We start from the raw sequence: 15,726 nt of genomic DNA, 5'->3' as shown, positions 1-15,726 counted from the left end.
GGGCGTATTCCGTGCGAACGCTGCTGTGCTCGCCCCGTTCGCGCTCTGGGTCGAAGGGGCGATCGCTGACCCAGTGCGGCACGGCGTCGCTCACGAGCCGCGGCGTCCGGAAAGCCGCAGCCGCGGGTCGATCAGTGCCAGGACTAGGTCGGACACGAGCATGCCGAGGACGGTGAGGATCGCGAGGAACATCAGGAACGACCCCGCCAGATACATGTCCTGGCTGCGGAGCGAGGACAGGAGCATCGGCCCGGTGGTGGGCAGCGACATAATCACCGAGATGATGACCGAGCCCGACACGATCTGCGGCAGGAGGTCGCCGAGATCGGACACGAACGGGTTGAGCACCGGCCGCAGCGCGTACTTGCGCAGCACGAAGCCGTCGGACAGGCCGCGCGCGGTGGCGGCCACGACATAGGGTCTCCGCAACTCGTCGAGGAGGTTGGCGCGCAGGCGCTGGATCATGGCGGCCGTTCCCGACAGGCCGATCACCACGACCGGAACGAGGAGATGCGCCAGGACGGACCCGACCTTCGCGACCGACCACGGCTGATCGAGGTAGGCCGGATCCATCATCCCGCCGATCGACACGCCGAAGAAGGCATTGGCGACGTAGAGCATGATCAACGCCAGAAGGAAGTTCGGCGTCGCCAGTCCGATGTAGCCGGTGAGCGTCAGCGACCGGTCGGCGAACCCATGCTTGCGGCGCACGATGAACAGACCGAGCGGAAACGACACGAGATACACGAAGAGCACGGTCGCGAAGTTCAGGACCAAAGTGAGGAACACCCGGTCGCCGATGACCTCCGAAACGGGCGCCGCATATTCGAAGGAATAACCGAAGTCGCCCCGCGCGAACCCGGTGATCCAATGGAGATACTGAACCGGCAGAGGCTGATCGAGGCCGTACTGCTCGCGCAGGAAGGCGACCTTCTCTTCCGCCTGCGCCTCGCCCTCGGCGCGCAGTTCGGCGATGGAGTTGGTCAGGTAGTCGCCCGGCGGCAGCTGGATGATCGTGAAGATCAGGACGCTGGCCACCAGAAGCGTCGACACCATCGTCGCGAGGCGGAAGAGCAGATAACGCAGCATCGTCGCTATCGCTCTCCCGCCTGCAGCGCGGCCGCGTCGTCGAGAAAGAACGTATCGGGCCGGTAGGAGCCGAGATAGGCCCCCGGCTCGAAGTTCCAGCGGCCCGTTCGCGGCAGGTTCTGCAGGCGCTTGGTGGCGACGATGATCTGGTCGACATCGGCCACGATGCCGATGCGCGGCACCTCGTCGGCGTCCACCCGCAGCATCTCCTCCCAGATCCGGCGCTTCTCGGCGGGATCGAGTGTTCGGCGCCACCGCTCGTTGCGTTGGAGCTGTTCGCGGGCGAAGGCGAGCGTCGGCGGGCTGCCGAGCTTGCCCGCGCTCTCGTGGTTGAGCCCCCAGGCCGGCCACGAGGGCTGCGCCCCCTCGGTCGGCGCCAGCGCGGCGGGGCTGTCCTCCGGCCTCGCCGCTCCATTCTCCAGCCCGGCGCCCACGGTGACGATGGGGGATCCGGCGGCAAGGCGCGAGGCGAGCGTATCGCGCTCCACCGCCTTGAAGAGCATGCGAACGCCGATGCGGAGCCAGTCCTCGGCGACGAGTTGCAGGACGTCGGTCTGCTCGCCGTCCTCGCCCGCGAACTCCACCACGAGGTCGAGCGCCCGCCCGTTCGCCATGAGACGGGTGCCCGAAACGTCACGCCGGTCGAGACCCAGCCCATCGAGAAGCCGGTTCGCCTCGTCCGGCGCGAATCGGGCCCAGCGGGTGGCGAGATCGTCGGTGTAGAGCGGCGAGACCGGCAGCACGGTATCGCCCGCCGGGCGCGCCAGCCCATAGTAGATCGCCTGCGCGATGTCCTCGCGGTTGATGGCGAGCGAGAGCGCCCTGCGGAAGTCGCGTTCCTGCAGCAGCGCGCGCCAATCGGCATCGCTGGTGTTGAGGTCGGGATAAAGCACCATCCGCGAACCGCGGTTGATCGGCCAGCGCAGGACCCGGTAGTCCGAACGGGCCTCGGCCCCTTTCAGGAAGGCGTAGTTCGTCAGCGTCAGCGCCGTGCTCTGCAGATCGGTCTGGCCCGAGGATGTCATGGCCGGGATCAGTCCGGCGCTCGCGATCTCCATCGCGACCTCGTCGATGTAGGGCAGCTGGCGCCCCTGATCGTCGACCCGATGGAAGTACGGGTTGCGGCGGAACAGGAAGCGATCGGCGGGCGGGCGTGTCGCCAGCACCCACGGCTGGAGGGACGGAAGGTCCGGATCGGTGTTCTTGTAGGACTGGTCGTGCTTGAAATGGAGCGCCTGCCAGTTGCGCAGGCCCTCCGCCTCGACGCGCCGCTTGAGCTCATCGGCGTCGGCGTAACGCTCGTGGAACTGCTTGAGGTAGTGTGCGGGACGGAAGATCTCGAGCGGCAGGGAGGCCGCCAGCGAGGGCATGAAGTCCGGATTGGGCGCGGCCCATTCGTAGCGGACCGTCCATGCGTCGGGGAAGGCGACCGTCGGCCCTGCCCCATCCACCAGCAGCTGGCGGGGCAACCCGTTCTTGCCGAGCTGGGGATCGTTGGCGACGTCATCCCAGTAGTAGCGGAAATCCTCGGAGGTGAACGGCTCGCCGTCCGACCATCGGTGCCCGTGACGCAGATGGATGGTGAAGATGCGGCCGTCCCGGACGTCGACGCTTTCGGCGACGTCGGGTAGGATGCGTCCGTCCGGCGTGTAGCCGACCAGGCGTGCATATCCGAAGACCACCATGCGGCGCGTATCGCGCGCCTGCGGCTCGATGGTGCGCAGCGTGCCGCCATAGCGCCCGGGCTGCCGTCCCATCGCGGCGAGATCGGTGCGAAGCGGCTCCTGCGGAAGACGATCCTGCATCGCGGGCAGCCTGCCGGCGGCCACGTCCTCGGCGAAGATCGGCGGCTCGCCATCGGCCGGCGCCGCATCGCATACGGACGCCCAACCCAGGACCACCAGGGCCGAGATCACCGATCGGATCAGCTCCGGAACCATCGCCACGTCGTGTCCTGCATGGGATCGGACCCCGGAGGGGCGCACGCGCAGCGAGGCTCGCACGCAGCCCGCCCGCCCGCAAGCCGCCGACCGCTCAATGTGCGAGCTCGCGTGACCCGGCCTCGAATGCCTGGACGAAGTGTTCCTCGCCGACCGCGACCAGCCCTGGTTCGCCTTCACCCTCTCTTGCCACGAACGGCCAGCCCCAGTCGGCCCGCCGATACGACGCTCCGGACTCGAAGGCCGAGAAATCGATGGGACGATCGGGGTCCGGCTCGGGGATCGAGGCGATGAGGCGGCGCGTATAGGGGTGGAGCGGACGGGCGAACAACGTCTCGCGCGGAGCGATCTCGACGATCCGCCCGCCCGACATCACGGCGATGCGATCGGCGAGATAGTTCACGACGGCCAGGTTGTGGGACACGAAGAGATAGGTCAGGCCGAGTTCGCGCTGCAGATCGCGCAGGAGGTTCAGAACCTGCGCCTGTACCGACACGTCGAGGGCGGAGACCGGTTCGTCGAAGAGGATGAGCTCCGGCTCCAGCGCAAGCGCCCGGGCGATGCCGACGCGTTGCCGCTGCCCGCCGGACAGGCCATGGGGAAAGCGCTGGAGATGCGTGTCCGGTAGTCCGACAAGAGCCAGGAGCTCCCGCGCCCGCTCGCGCCGGGAGCGCCGCGTTCCGATCCCGTGGACCTCCAGCGGCTCGGTCAGGATCGCCTCGATGCTCATGCGGGGATCGAGCGCGAGATAGGGGTTCTGGAACACGTACTGGACGCGCCGTCGCCAGTCCTTCAGCGCCCTGCCCCCCAGGCCGAAGATGTTCTCCATCCGCCCGTCCGCCGCCCGCATTGCCACCTCCCCGGCATCCGGGGTCTCGGCGCGGGCCAGGATGCGCGACAGCGTGGTCTTGCCGGAGCCGCTTTCTCCGACGAGGCCGAGGCACTCGTGGCGACGGATCGTCAGGCTGACGTCGCGCAGCGCCGGGTTGGCGGCGCCACCGCCGAAGCTGCGGGAACGGAAGGTGCGCGAAAGGCCTTGGGCTTCGAGAAGCACCTCCGCTTTCCCCTCCCCGCCGCGGCGGGCGAACTTCGCCAGCGCATCCACGATCTTGATCTCGCGCAGAGGCTTCAGGCGCTCGTCGGGCGAGCGTCCGAGACGGGGCACCGAGCGTATCAATGCCTTGAGGTAGGGGTGGCGCGGCTCGGCGAAGAGATCGCGCACCGGCCCGCGCTCCATCGCCGCGCCGTGGTGCATCACGACCATCTCGTCGGCCATCGACGCGACGACGCCGAGATCGTGGGAGATGAGAAGTAGCGCCGTTCCATGTTCGTCGCGGATCCTGCGCAGGAGACGCAGGATCTCGGCCTGAACCGTCACGTCGAGGGCGGTCGTCGGCTCGTCGGCGATGATCAGGGCCGGGCGGCAGACGACGGCGAGCGCGATCATCGCGCGCTGGCAGAGCCCCCCCGAGAGCTGGAAACTGTAGGCTCCGGCCGCGCGCTCCGGGTCGGGAAAGCCGACCTCGCGCAAGACGTCCAGCGTCGCCGCTCGCGCGCCGGCCTTGTCGAGTTCGGGACGATGGCGGCGGAGCACGTCCCGGAGCTGTTCGCCGATCGTATGGAGCGGCGATAGCGCGGCCGCCGGCTCCTGGAACACCATCGAGATCCGGTCGCCGCGAATGGCCTGGAATTTCGACCCGCCGCGCGGGAGGCTGGCGAGATCCACGGCTTCGGACGTCTTGGGATCCGCAAAGACGATGCGGCCGGACAGTCGGAACGCGATCTTGGGCAGTAGGCCAAGGATCGCATGCGCGGTGACGGACTTGCCCGACCCCGATTCGCCGATCAGCGCGAGCGTACGACCCGGCCGGACCGCGAACGAGAGATCGTCGACGGCACGGATCCGCCCCTCCAGCGTCCTGAACTCGATCGAAAGGTTCTCGACACTCAGGAGCGAGGACATGCGAATCCCGAACAAGCGAAGGCAGCACGGGGGACGAGCGCCTGCAGCAGGCCCATCATGGCAGACGGGCGACCGTTCAGGGAAGCTTTAAGTCGAGAAGCAGCGTCTCGTTGTAGAGGAGGTCGACGTCGCGTGCCTCGATCCCCTCCGCCAGTCGGAACCAGCGCGCAAGCGGGATCGCCTCGCGGCTTCCGCCCCCACCCTCGGACGGCAGAAAGCGGCTGTCGATCGCGAGAACGCCTTCGTCGACCAAGAGATCGGCGAGGTCCTGCGCGCGGGTGGCGAGGAAATCGGGATCGCTCACATGCAGAAGGTCGTGATGCAGGACGTCGTCGCCCTTGCGCTTGCGATGCAGGAAGATCAGGACCGGCGCTCCGGCGCCTTCCACGATCGCCGTGGTGACGCCGAGCCCTGCGTGGTCGGCGATGCGCCGACGCGCATCCGCGCCAAGACCTGCAGGGTCTTCCCCGAGGCGAAGGGAGCCGGGCGAGCGGATGCTGCGCGGCGCGAACAGCTCGCGCCGGTCGTCCAGCACGCGAAACCCGAGCGCGCGGATGCGCCGCCCCGTGGCGCGACGTGCCGTCAGTGTCACGTAGGTCGTGTCGCCGCGCTCCATCCCGGCGCGAAGCAGCGCGTCTCCGACGCCCGTTCCCCGGTAGGAGCGCTCGAGGTACCAGGCGCCGAGGTCGCAGAACCGTCGAAGCCCGAGCCGCGTCGACCGGTCGCTGTAGATCGTGGCCATGAAGCCGACGATGCGCCCCTGATCCTCCACGAGCCATCCTCGCTCGAGGCCGGCGGGGCGCCAGGGAGCGTCCAGAATGCGACGCCAGCGTCGGGGTTCGACGCGCGCGTTCATAAACCGGTGCAGAAACGCGGCCACCGGCTCGACGTCTGCGGGGCCGGCCGGACGCACGAACGGCTCACTCATCTCGCGACCCCGATGCGAAGACCGAGGCCGCCGACACCGGCTGCGCGTGGCGCTCGAGCATCGGAAGGAGACGTTCCAGAAATTGCCATGTCGCGTCGTCGTGATCGAGGTGATGAGTCAGGAGACCGAAGGAAGCATCCCCGCCAGCCGCCGGATCGTCCAGCCACTCGCCCATCGCGGCAAGAAGTTTCCCCTCTCCGGCGAAGCGCGCGCCGCCTTTCCACCGCAACACGTCGAGGTGGGCATTGGCGACCGTGAATCCGTTTTCCCGGCGTTCGCCGGCACTGCCGAACCCGCTGAGGCCGACGTAGCCCGCGCCCGGGAGTGCCGCCGCGATCCGCCCCTCGATCCGATTCCACGGAGGGACCATCACGGGGAGGAACCGCTCCCCGAACGCCTCGGCCAGCCGGTGACGTCCACGATGGAGATCGGCCAGGATCGCCTCGGTCGGCCGAAAGCCACCACACTCGACCGCGCGCTCCCCATCCCGCGCCTCGTTGCGGTGGCGATGCCCGTGCTGCAGCACCGTGACCAGCGGATGCGCGTCGGCGAGCAGCCGGGGAAGCTCGGGATCGATGGTGTCCGGAATGGTCGCCAGGGCAATCGGCATCGCGCAGCTTTCGGCGAGCGCCAGCAGGCGGGCGAGCGCCGGCGTCCAGGCGGTCGCGTCGTCATCGCGCCACCAGACCCGCAGCGCCCGCCCTTCGTCGCGTCGATGAGCGAGACGCGCTTCGAGCCGTTCCCATTCCAGATCCATGCCCTCGAATGGCTCCCCGGTTTCCTGCCCCGCGCGACACCCCCGCCGCTTCGCGTTCTCGATGGAACGCCTGTCGCCTCCCGTCTCATAGATCGATTCGAGCGGGAAGATACCCGGCGTGACTAGGTATCCGGGCGATCGATGCCGAATGCTCCGCGCCGGTGCAACGGATGTCCCCTCGCGCCCGTCCGCACAGGCAAGTTTCGGGGCCCCGCGAGGTCCGTGAGCAACGTCGCGCAGCCGTCGTCGAGAGACGCGTCGGTTTGGCTTCACTATCGGAAATTGAAAATCATGCGGTCCGCACGCAACTTTCCGAGCGCCACGAACTTGACGCAGCACGGACGAATGTTCGACCGGGCATGCGAGACCGAACAATGACCATCATAACGAGAGCCTTGACCAGCGCACATCTACAGGGGGCGGTCCGCCGAACTATGGCCAATGCCGACATGTTTCGCGTCGACCACGATCTGCCCGAGTTCCTGCGCACCAAACTCGACGAACTCAAGCGAGCCGATGCCCGCACCCAAGGACGGTCCGGCGCGGAGTCCGTTTCGATGGAGCCTCGCTCCGCTTGATGCGCGCATGTCGGGAACGGGTGCGAAATAGACAGGCGGTATCGAACGGTCGGTCGACCAACACCCTTTGTCTCGTCACGGCGGCCTGATCCGACGACCCGATGCGGTACCCGACGGGCCCTAGGTCTTGTCTGCATTTACCGCATCCAGATCATGGCGCATGCGAGATGGACGAAGCCCATGAAGGCGCTGATCGTCTTATCGCAGCGTAGGGCGATGCGACGGAAGCGCTTGAGCTTGTTGAAGAAGCACTCGATCTGGTGCCGCTCCTTGTAGAGCCGCCAATCGATGGTGGGCGCGATGGAGCGGCTGGGATTGGCCTTGATCTGCGCGACGGCGCCGAGGCTGTCGGCGATGAAGACGCGCAACGGATCGGCATCATAGGCGGCATCGGCGATGACGTGACGAACGCCCTGCAAGCCGGCCAGGAGGGCTTCGGCCTGCGGGCGGTCGCCATGCTGGCCCGGTGTCGGATGGATGCGGATGGGCAAGCCGAGGGCGTCGACGGCGGCGTGCAGCTTGGTCGTCAGGCCGCCTCGGGAGCGACCGATACAGGCAGCCTGAGCCCCCCTTTTGCCCCGCTCGCATCGGCATGGACCTTCGAGATCGTGCTGTCGATCAGGACGTATTCGAAGTCCGGCGTGTCGGCCAAGCTATGGAACAGCCTCTCCCAGACGCCCGCATGCGACCAGCGGCGGAACCTGGCATGAACCGCCGTCCACTTGCCGAACACCTCCGGCAGGTCGCGCCAGCGTGCCGCATTCCCGGCCATCCACAGGATCGCGTCCACAAACAGCCGGTTGTCCACACCGCTCCGCCCCGGCGTCCCAATCCGACCCGGAAGATAACCCTCGATCCGGTGCCATTGCTCGTTCGTCAGTGTTCGTCTACTCAAGGCCGGCTCCTTTCGCCAGCCTTGAATCAGAACCGTAGCTCAAACGGAATCCCTGAATGCAGACGACACCTAGAGGTCCGTCCCGGTTCCTTCGCTCGGCGCCGTCCCATCGGAATCCGGCACGTCCGGAACGAGATCGTCCGGCACGGTTTCTTCGGCCGGTGTTGGCCCCTTGACCATGGTGCCGTTGATCGTCACCGAACCGTCGGCGGCGGCCGCCACGATCCACTCCATGCGTTCGCCCTTGGGTCGACCGAACCCCTTGACGATCTGAAGCATGCCGACGGCCTGGTTCAGTTCCGGCTGCGTGGCCGCCGCCTGCTGAAGCGTCGCGATCGCCTTCTCGAGACCGCCCGCCTCCACGGCGATCTCGGCGGCCGGCTGCGCGTCGTCGAACGTGAATTCTCCTGAGAACGCGACGTCGAAGTCCTCGGCGACGATGCGGCTCGGCTTCAGCCGGGTCCGGATGTCGCTGGAGGCGAACGTCGCGGCGAGCCGCTCGCGGGCCTCCGGCGACAGAGGCTCTTCGGCCGCGAAGTCCACCTCCGACAACGCCATGGCGGCGGGCGTCGCGAGATCGACGCCGGACATGGCGAAGCCGATCTCCATCTCGCGCGGGAGCAGCGACGCCGCCCAGGACGGAATGAGGGGGCTCGCGGCCTCGATGCCCCGGATGCTCGTATCGATGTCGAACCCGGCCGCCGTGTCGATGCCGGTCGCGCGCATTGCCTGCTCGACCTCGCCCAAGGCGAGTTCGCCATAAGGAGAGGTCAGTTTGAGGTCGCGCGCGCGCGCCTGGCCCTCGAGCGCATTCCACAGGGGCAAGGCCGCGCGAAGCGCGCCCTTCAGCTGCGCGCCGAACGGTCCGGCCAGCGTGCCCTTGGCATCGCGCTCGAGGTCCCCGGCATGCCGGATCGCCAACGCGTAGAGGTCGGTGATGGCGCGGGTCCGGCCATCGCTCACCTTGGCCGTGCTATCGACCTCCGCCGCACCCAGCTCGAAGCCGAAGGACATTCCGGCGGCCGCATCCGCCCCTTCGCCCGCGGGTGGCATGGTCACCGAGGTGGTCTGCCGGTAGTCCGTGTAGGTCTGTCGTATCTCGATATCGGCGCCCCCGCTGGTGGCGCCCGGCTTGGCACTCGTCGACACGCTGGTCGTTCGGATCTCCGCGCGCGACAGCGAGACCGGATCAGACTGGGTGTTGACGGTTCCGAACGCGGTGCCTTCCCCTTGCGTGAAAGCGGCGAGCGCGGGCGAGAACACGCCCTTGAAGAACTGCGAATCCTGCTTGTATTCGAACGTCTGCTTCTGGCCCCCGGCGTCCGGCTCGGCGGTGACGTCGATCGCGTCCTGCGTGAACACGTTCCAGTTGCCGTCGTCGCGCTTCGACAGGATAACCGATATGGGGGCGAACCGGATCGGCGCGCCGGCAAGCTCCGACAGCGCGGCGGCGGGGTCGAGGATCACGCGCTGACCGGCAGGATCGGGCTCGATCCTGAGGATGTTCCGCTCGAACGGTACGGGCGTCAGGTAGTCCGCGAGGATCTGGCGCAGCGCCTTCGCCCCTTCGCTCGTCCCGGCGGCGGCAGGCTCCGGCTTCGGCGGCGTGAGGGGCGTGACGGCCGCAGCCGGCCACGCGAGCGAAGTGGACATGAGAGCCGAAAGAAGAAGGCGACGAACCACGCGGGACCTCCTGACGTTTGGTCACCTTGTAGCGGTCGCACACGCGAAAGGCGAGCCGCGTTCCACCTGAACGAAGAGGTTGTCCGGCTCACGGGTGCGTACGGCGGCGCTCATGTCATTCACCACGCTCATGACGTCATGCGGCATCATCGTTTGAACCGACGGGGCGCTTGGGTCCAAATGACCGACGATGTACGAGGCGGTTCGCCGATAGCGAAGGCGTGCCCGATCCGAAGAGGTGCGAGACCATGGACAACAGCGCATTCATCCATGCCGACGAGATCCGCACCCGCTTCTCGCGCACTATGTCGGACATGTACCGCTCCGAGGTGCCGCAGTACGGGACGCTGATGGAGCTCGTCGCCGACATCAACGCGGCGACCCTCGACCGCGACCCCGCCCTGAAGACGGATCTGGAGCGGACCGACGATCTCGAGCGCATCGATCTCGAGCGGCACGGCGCCATCCGTCTCGGCACCGCCGAGGAACTGTCCACCATGCGCCGCCTCTTTGCGGTGATGGGCATGGAGCCGGTGGGCTACTACGACCTGTCCGTCGCCGGCGTGCCGGTGCATTCCACCGCGTTCCGGCCGGTTCGCGACGAGAACCTCGCCCGCAACCCGTTCCGCGTCTTCACCTCGCTCCTGCGCCTCGAACTGATCGAGGACGAGACGCTGCGCGGTGAGGCCGCCGCCATCCTGTCTCGCCGCGGCATCTTCACGGATCGCGCGCTGGCCCTCATCGAGACGTTCGAGCGCACGGGCGGCCTCGACGACGCGCAGGCCAATGAATTCGTGCGCGAGGCGGTCGAGACCTTCCGCTGGCACGGCGAGGCGACCGTGGACGCCGGCACCTACCGTTGCCTCAACGCCGCCCACCGGCTCATCGCCGACGTCGTGTCCTTCAAGGGCCCGCACATCAACCACCTGACGCCGCGCACGCTGGACATCGACGCCGTTCAAGCCGAAATGCCCGAGCGGGGCATCGCGGCCAAGGACGTGATCGAGGGCCCGCCGACCCGCCGCTGCCCGATCCTCCTTCGCCAGACGAGCTTCAAGGCGCTGGAAGAGGCGATCGTGTTCAAGGGCGAGGCGAGCGCCGAGGCGGGAACGCACACGGCGCGCTTCGGCGAGATCGAGCAGCGCGGCCTCGCGCTGACCCGCAAGGGCCGCGCCCTCTACGACCAGCTTCTCGCCAGCGTGCGCGACGAGGGCGGGGCCGGCAGCGCCGGCCAGAACTACGGCGTGCGGCTCGCAAAGGCTTTCGAGGCCTTCCCGGACGACCACGAGACCCTCCGCCGCGAGGGCCTCGGCTTCTACCGCTACGTCCTGACGGACAAGGGCCGCCAGGCGTCTGCCGCCGGCCTCGACACCAGCCCGATGGAGGCCCTCGTCGCGTCCGGCCACGTCGCCGCCTATCCCATCGTCTACGAGGACTTCCTCCCCGTCAGCGCGGCCGGCATCTTCCAGTCCAATCTCGGCGGACAGGAACAGCGCAGCTACGGCTCGAACGCCAGCAAGGATGCCTTCGTGGAAGCGCTCGGCGCGCCGGTGCAGGACGAGTTCGAGGTCTACGAGACGGCGCAGGCGCGTTCCGTCGACGCGGTCCGCGAGGCCCTGCGCTCCTCCTCCCAGGTCTCGGCGGCCTGACGACGTGACGCGAGACGCGAGCGCTTCAGCGGACGAGCGGCAGTCCGACGGTTTCGTTCGGTCGCTCGGCCTCGAAGGCTTCGAGGGCGAGACATCAGGCGATCTCGCGCAGCGGCTGGTGGCCGGCACCGACAACAGCATCTACCAGCTCCAGCCGGCGCTCGTCCTCTATCCCAAGTCCGGCGACGACCTGAACCGCATCGTTCGCGCCGCGATCTCCGATCCGCGATCGCCCGTGCCGCTCACCGTTCGCGGCGGGGGAACGGGCACCAACGGCCAGTCGCTGACGTCCGGCGTCGTGATCGATGTCTCCCGTCACATGAACCGCATCCTCCGTCTGGACACGCAGGCGCGCACGGTGACGGTCGAGCCCGGCGTCGTGCTCGACCAATTGAACGCGGCGCTGGCGCCGCACGGCCTGTTCTTCCCGCCCACCGTCTCGACGGCCTCGCGCGCCACGATCGGCGGGATGGTGGCGACCGATGCGTCCGGCAAGGGCTCGCGCATCTACGGCAAGACCTCGGCCTGGATCGAGGCGATGGACGTCGTCCTGTCCGATGGCACGGACTGGTCCGTAACCGCCATGCCGGCGGAAGAGGCCGATGGCATCGCGGCAGGGTCGGGCCTCGCCGCCGACATTCACCGCACCGTCCTCGGTGTGGCGCGCGACCATGCCGAGACGATCGCCCGGGTCTTTCCCGACCTCAACCGCAGCCTCACCGGCTACAACGTGCGGGACGTCCTCCGGCCCGGCGGCCCTTTCGACCTCGCCCGACTTCTCGCCGGTTCGGAAGGCACGCTCGCGATCACCAAGGCGATCACCTTGCGGCTTGCCGCCCGGCCGAAGCATCGCGCGCTCGTCGTCGCGCGCTACGCCTCCTTCGACACGGCACTGCGCGACGTGCAGACGCTTCTGGCCGCCGAGCCGTCGGCGATCGAGGTGCTGGACGACAAGGTGCTGGCGCTCGCCACCCAGGACATCCTCTGGACCGGTATCGAGACGGTGCTCGGCGGACCGGGGACGGAGCCCGTGAAGGGCCTGAACTTCATCGAGTTCGTCGGCGACGACCCGGATGCGATCGACCGCGCCATCGCGAAGGCCGAGGCGCTGCTGGCGGCCTCGCCGCACAGGGCGATGGACTGGAGGCCGATCCGCGACGCCGACACGATCCGTCAGCTCTGGCTCCTGCGCGAGAAGTCCGTGGGCCTCCTCGGGCGCCTCGGCGGCCGCCAGCAGGGCACGGCCTTCGTCGAGGACACCGCGGTGCCGCCGGAACGGCTTGCCGATTTCGTGGCCGAGTTCCGCGCGATCCTCGACCGGCACGGGCTGCGCTACGGCATGTTCGGGCATGCCGACGTTGGCTGCCTCCATGTGCGCCCGGCGCTCGACATGGCCGTGCCGACCGACGCCGCGCTCATCCGGCCCGTGTCCGACGAGGTCGCCGCGCTCGCCAAGCGCTACGGCGGCCTCCTCTGGGGCGAGCATGGTCGGGGCTTCCGCGGCGAGTATTCGCCGCTCTTCTTCGGCTCCGAACTCTACCCGGCGCTGGAAGCGATCAAGGGCGCGTTCGATCCGCTCGGTATCTTCAACCCCGGCAAGCTCGCCCGTCCGAACGGCCGGGGACGGATCGACCGGATCGACGCCGTCCCGATGCGCGGCGAGGCCGACCGCGCCATCGACGCGGGTCGCGCGGAGGCTTTCGACCGCGCCATCGCCTGCAACGGCAACGCAGCCTGCCATTCGTGGGACCTGTCGGAGCCGATGTGCCCGTCCTACAAGGCGACGCGGGACCGGGTGCAGTCGCCCAAGGGCCGCGCGGTGGCCCTCCGAGAATGGGCGCGCCTCGCCTCGGAGCGCGATCGCGGCGCCGATGTGGGCACAGCGCTCGAGGCGATGACCGAGGAGGTCAAGGCGACGCTCGACACCTGCCTGTCCTGCAAGGGCTGCTCCAACGCATGCCCGGTGAAGGTCGACATTCCCACGATGAAGTCGCGCTTCCTGGCGGACTACTACCGCACCCGCCCCCGCCCCGCGCGCCACACGCTCATGGCAGGCATGGAAGCCGCCCTGCCGCTCGCACGCAGATTCCCGGCGATCGCCAACGCGGTGCTTTCGGCACCACGCTTTCGGCAGCTGGCCCGGGCCCGGTTCGGCCTCGTCGACCTGCCAGCGATCGTGCCGGCCCGGCGCGGGCGGCTGCGCGCAGTGCCGAGGCCGGCGGCGGGCCGCAAGGTGATCGTACTTGCCGACAGCTTCACCGGCGCCTTCGACGGCTCGGTGCCCGAAGCCGCCGTCGGTGCCCTGCGCCTGCTCGGCTTCGCGGCGGTCCTGTCCCCGTCTTGGGCGAACGGCAAGGCCGAACACGTCCTCGGCCTGCACGAAGGCTTCTCGCGCAAGGCGCGCCGTGCGCAGGCCCTGCGCGCGCGTCTCGTCCGCGACGGCGCGACCCTCGTAAGCCTCGATGCCGCGACGGGCCTGTTGTTCGAGCAGGAATACCAAGAGGCCCATCCGATCGCTTCGGCCCCGAAGGTGCTGTCGATCGAGGCCTTCCTGTCGGAAGCGATCGCGTCCGGCGAAGTGCGCGCCGCGCCGCCCGCCTCGTCCGGTTCCTGCCGCGTCCATCTCCATTGCACGGAGCGCACCTCCCGGCCCGAGACCGCTGATCGGTGGCGGCAGGTGCTGGGCCATTTCGGCTTCGAGGCCGCGGTTCCCGCACTCGGCTGCTGCGGCATGGCGGGCATGTTCGGCCACGAAGCCGAGCATGCCGAACTGTCCCGAAGCATCTTCGACCTCAGCTGGGCCCCCGGCGTCGCCGGCCACGATCCCGCCGAAATTTTCGCCACCGGGTTCTCCTGCCGGTGCCAGACCAAGCGTTTCGCAGGTTTTCGCCCATCCCATCCGATCGAAGCCATCTTCGCTCGCCTCAAGGATCAAGCCGCATGAGGAACGATCCGCGCAGCCATGGGCTCTGGGAGCGGAGCGCCCCGCCGGCGCCGGCGACGAGCGCGCTGGAAGGCGATCTCACCGTCGATGTCGCCATCGTCGGCGGCGGCTTCACCGGGTGCTCCGCCGCGCTGCATCTCGCCGAGGGCGGCGCCAGCGTCGCGCTTCTGGAAGCCGCCGAGATCGGTTTCGGTGGATCGGGGCGCAATGTCGGCCTCGTCAACGCCGGCATGTGGGTGATGCCGGACGACCTGCCGGGTGAACTCGGCGAAATCTACGGCTCGCGCCTTCTCGAACTCCTCGGCGGCGCCCCGAAGACGGTGTTCGACCTCGTCGAGCGCCACGGCATTGACTGCGAGGTCGAGCGGCAGGGAACGCTGCACTGCGCGGTCGGCCAGAAGGGTCTGGCCGAGATCACCGAGCGGGCCCGCCAGTGGCAAGCGCGCGGCGCCCCGGTCCGCCTCCTCGACGCGGCGGAGACGACGCGCAAGGTCGGCTCCACCGCCTATGCCGGGTCGCTTCTCGACGAGCGCGCCGGCACGATCCAGCCCCTCGCCTACGTGCGGGGACTGGCACGGGCGGCCATGGCGGCGGGCGCCAGGCTCTTCACGGGCAGCGCCGTCACCGGCGCGACGGACGAGGGTTCCCACTGGCGCCTGGATACGGCGGGCGGCACCGTCCGGGCGAAGTCCGTGGTCGTCGCGACCGACGCCTACACCGTCGGGGTCTGGCCGCAGATCCGTCGCGAGCAGGTCCACCTGCCCTATTTCAACATGGCGACCGCCCCGCTCGGCGACAACGTGCGACGCTCCATCCTGCCGGAACGCCAGGGCGTGTGGGACACGCGCGAGGTGCTTAGCTCCTTCCGGTTCGACCGTGCGGGCCGCCTCGTCTTCGGGTCCGTGGGCGCGCTGCGCGGCACGGGTGGTCCCGTCCACCGCGACTGGGGACGCCGGGCGCTCGCCAAACTCTTCCCCCAGCTCGGCGCCGTGGCCTTCGAGCACGAGTGGTACGGCATGATCGGCATGACCGAAAACAACCTGCCCTCGTTCCACCGCCTCGGCCGCGACGTCGTCTGCTTCAGCGGCTACAACGGGCGCGGTATTGCCCCCGGCACCGTCTTTGGCCGCTGCCTCGCGGATCTCCTCCTCGGCAGGATCGAGGAGGCCGACCTGCCGCTCCCCGTCACCGACCCGGCCGACGCCCCCCGACGCGGCCTGCGCGAGGCCTACTACGAAGTCGGCGCGCAGGTCGCCCACTTCACCGGCGCACGCCTCTAACCCCTCTTAGACAACAGGAT

11 protein-coding genes are annotated in these 15,726 nt (G+C 68.8%); 4 read left to right on the top strand and 7 right to left on the bottom strand.

The features are described 5' to 3' along the window. Positions 1-90 precede the first annotated feature (90 nt). From AUL34_RS12625 to AUL34_RS12605, 5 genes are all read right to left on the bottom strand, one after another. The gene (locus AUL34_RS12625) at positions 91-1,089 is read right to left on the bottom strand and encodes an ABC transporter permease (RefSeq protein ID WP_061934330.1); all 999 of its coding nucleotides are present in this window, start codon (positions 1,087-1,089) and stop codon (positions 91-93) included. Between the two features lie 5 nt (positions 1,090-1,094). After that, complete coding sequence (locus AUL34_RS12620; protein WP_061934329.1) at positions 1,095-3,029, bottom strand: ABC transporter substrate-binding protein; 1,935 nt, start codon at positions 3,027-3,029, stop codon at positions 1,095-1,097. Positions 3,030-3,123: 94 nt separating this feature from the next. Then, positions 3,124-4,992: an ABC transporter ATP-binding protein gene (locus AUL34_RS12615; protein WP_061934327.1), complete on the bottom strand. Its 1,869-nt coding sequence runs from the start codon at positions 4,990-4,992 to the stop codon at positions 3,124-3,126. 76 nt (positions 4,993-5,068) lie between these two features. Further along, positions 5,069-5,920 carry a GNAT family N-acetyltransferase gene (locus AUL34_RS12610; protein WP_156420911.1) on the bottom strand — a complete coding sequence of 284 codons (852 nt, stop codon included), beginning with the start codon at positions 5,918-5,920 and terminating at the stop codon, positions 5,069-5,071. Next, positions 5,913-6,677: a polysaccharide deacetylase family protein gene (locus AUL34_RS12605; RefSeq protein WP_061934323.1), complete on the bottom strand. Its 765-nt coding sequence runs from the start codon at positions 6,675-6,677 to the stop codon at positions 5,913-5,915. The genes AUL34_RS12610 and AUL34_RS12605 overlap by 8 nt, the downstream gene beginning before the upstream one ends. Before the next feature lie 434 nt (positions 6,678-7,111). Here AUL34_RS12605 and AUL34_RS22285 point away from each other — a divergent pair, with 434 nt between their 5' ends. Next, a complete protein-coding gene (locus AUL34_RS22285) occupies positions 7,112-7,255 on the top strand; it encodes a hypothetical protein (protein WP_156420910.1) in 144 nt (47 codons plus the stop codon). Positions 7,256-7,392: 137 nt separating this feature from the next. Here AUL34_RS22285 and AUL34_RS22280 read toward each other — a convergent pair. Together AUL34_RS22280 and AUL34_RS12590 are read right to left on the bottom strand one after the other, a co-directional pair. Then, a protein-coding gene (locus AUL34_RS22280; protein WP_192845745.1) for an IS5 family transposase occupies positions 7,393-8,150 on the bottom strand; the annotation gives its coding sequence in 2 pieces (ribosomal slippage) (positions 7,393-7,820 and positions 7,820-8,150; 759 coding nt in all). A 69-nt stretch (positions 8,151-8,219) separates the two neighbouring features. Then, positions 8,220-9,833: a hypothetical protein gene (locus AUL34_RS12590; RefSeq protein WP_061934317.1), complete on the bottom strand. Its 1,614-nt coding sequence runs from the start codon at positions 9,831-9,833 to the stop codon at positions 8,220-8,222. A gap of 248 nt (positions 9,834-10,081) precedes the next feature. Between AUL34_RS12590 and AUL34_RS12585 the strand changes: the two genes are divergently transcribed. From AUL34_RS12585 to AUL34_RS12575, 3 genes are read left to right on the top strand one after another with little or no spacing between them, the layout of a single operon-like run. Beyond that, a complete protein-coding gene (locus tag AUL34_RS12585; protein WP_061934316.1) occupies positions 10,082-11,482 on the top strand; it encodes a VOC family protein in 1,401 nt (466 codons plus the stop codon). Positions 11,483-11,486: 4 nt separating this feature from the next. Next, positions 11,487-14,426: an FAD-binding and (Fe-S)-binding domain-containing protein gene (locus tag AUL34_RS12580; protein WP_061934314.1), complete on the top strand. Its 2,940-nt coding sequence runs from the start codon at positions 11,487-11,489 to the stop codon at positions 14,424-14,426. After that, positions 14,423-15,706, top strand: a complete 1,284-nt coding sequence (locus AUL34_RS12575) for an FAD-binding oxidoreductase (RefSeq protein WP_061934312.1) — start codon at positions 14,423-14,425, stop codon at positions 15,704-15,706. Before AUL34_RS12580 ends, AUL34_RS12575 begins: the two co-directional genes overlap by 4 nt. Positions 15,707-15,726 lie beyond the last annotated feature (20 nt).

This window comes from Aureimonas sp. AU22, from assembly GCF_001463745.1.
In the GTDB taxonomy this organism is placed as follows: domain Bacteria; phylum Pseudomonadota; class Alphaproteobacteria; order Rhizobiales; family Rhizobiaceae; genus Aureimonas.
The sequence above is the reverse complement of the archived record's forward strand: the minus strand, read 5'-3'. Positions and strand labels throughout refer to the sequence as shown.

Bases quoted from the DNA above. Each gene is read 5' to 3' on its own strand.
- AUL34_RS12585 (WP_061934316.1), top strand. From the start codon at position 10,082: ATGGACAACAGCGCATTCATCCATGCCGACGAGATCCGCACCCGCTTC.
- AUL34_RS12575 (WP_061934312.1), top strand. From the start codon at position 14,423: ATGAGGAACGATCCGCGCAGCCATGGGCTCTGGGAGCGGAGCGCCCCG.
- AUL34_RS12620 (WP_061934329.1), bottom strand. From the start codon at position 3,029: ATGGTTCCGGAGCTGATCCGATCGGTGATCTCGGCCCTGGTGGTCCTG.
- AUL34_RS22285 (WP_156420910.1), top strand. From the start codon at position 7,112: ATGGCCAATGCCGACATGTTTCGCGTCGACCACGATCTGCCCGAGTTC.
- AUL34_RS12615 (WP_061934327.1), bottom strand. From the start codon at position 4,992: ATGTCCTCGCTCCTGAGTGTCGAGAACCTTTCGATCGAGTTCAGGACG.
- AUL34_RS12625 (WP_061934330.1), bottom strand. From the start codon at position 1,089: ATGCTGCGTTATCTGCTCTTCCGCCTCGCGACGATGGTGTCGACGCTT.
- AUL34_RS12610 (WP_156420911.1), bottom strand. From the start codon at position 5,920: ATGAGTGAGCCGTTCGTGCGTCCGGCCGGCCCCGCAGACGTCGAGCCG.
- AUL34_RS12605 (WP_061934323.1), bottom strand. From the start codon at position 6,677: ATGGATCTGGAATGGGAACGGCTCGAAGCGCGTCTCGCTCATCGACGC.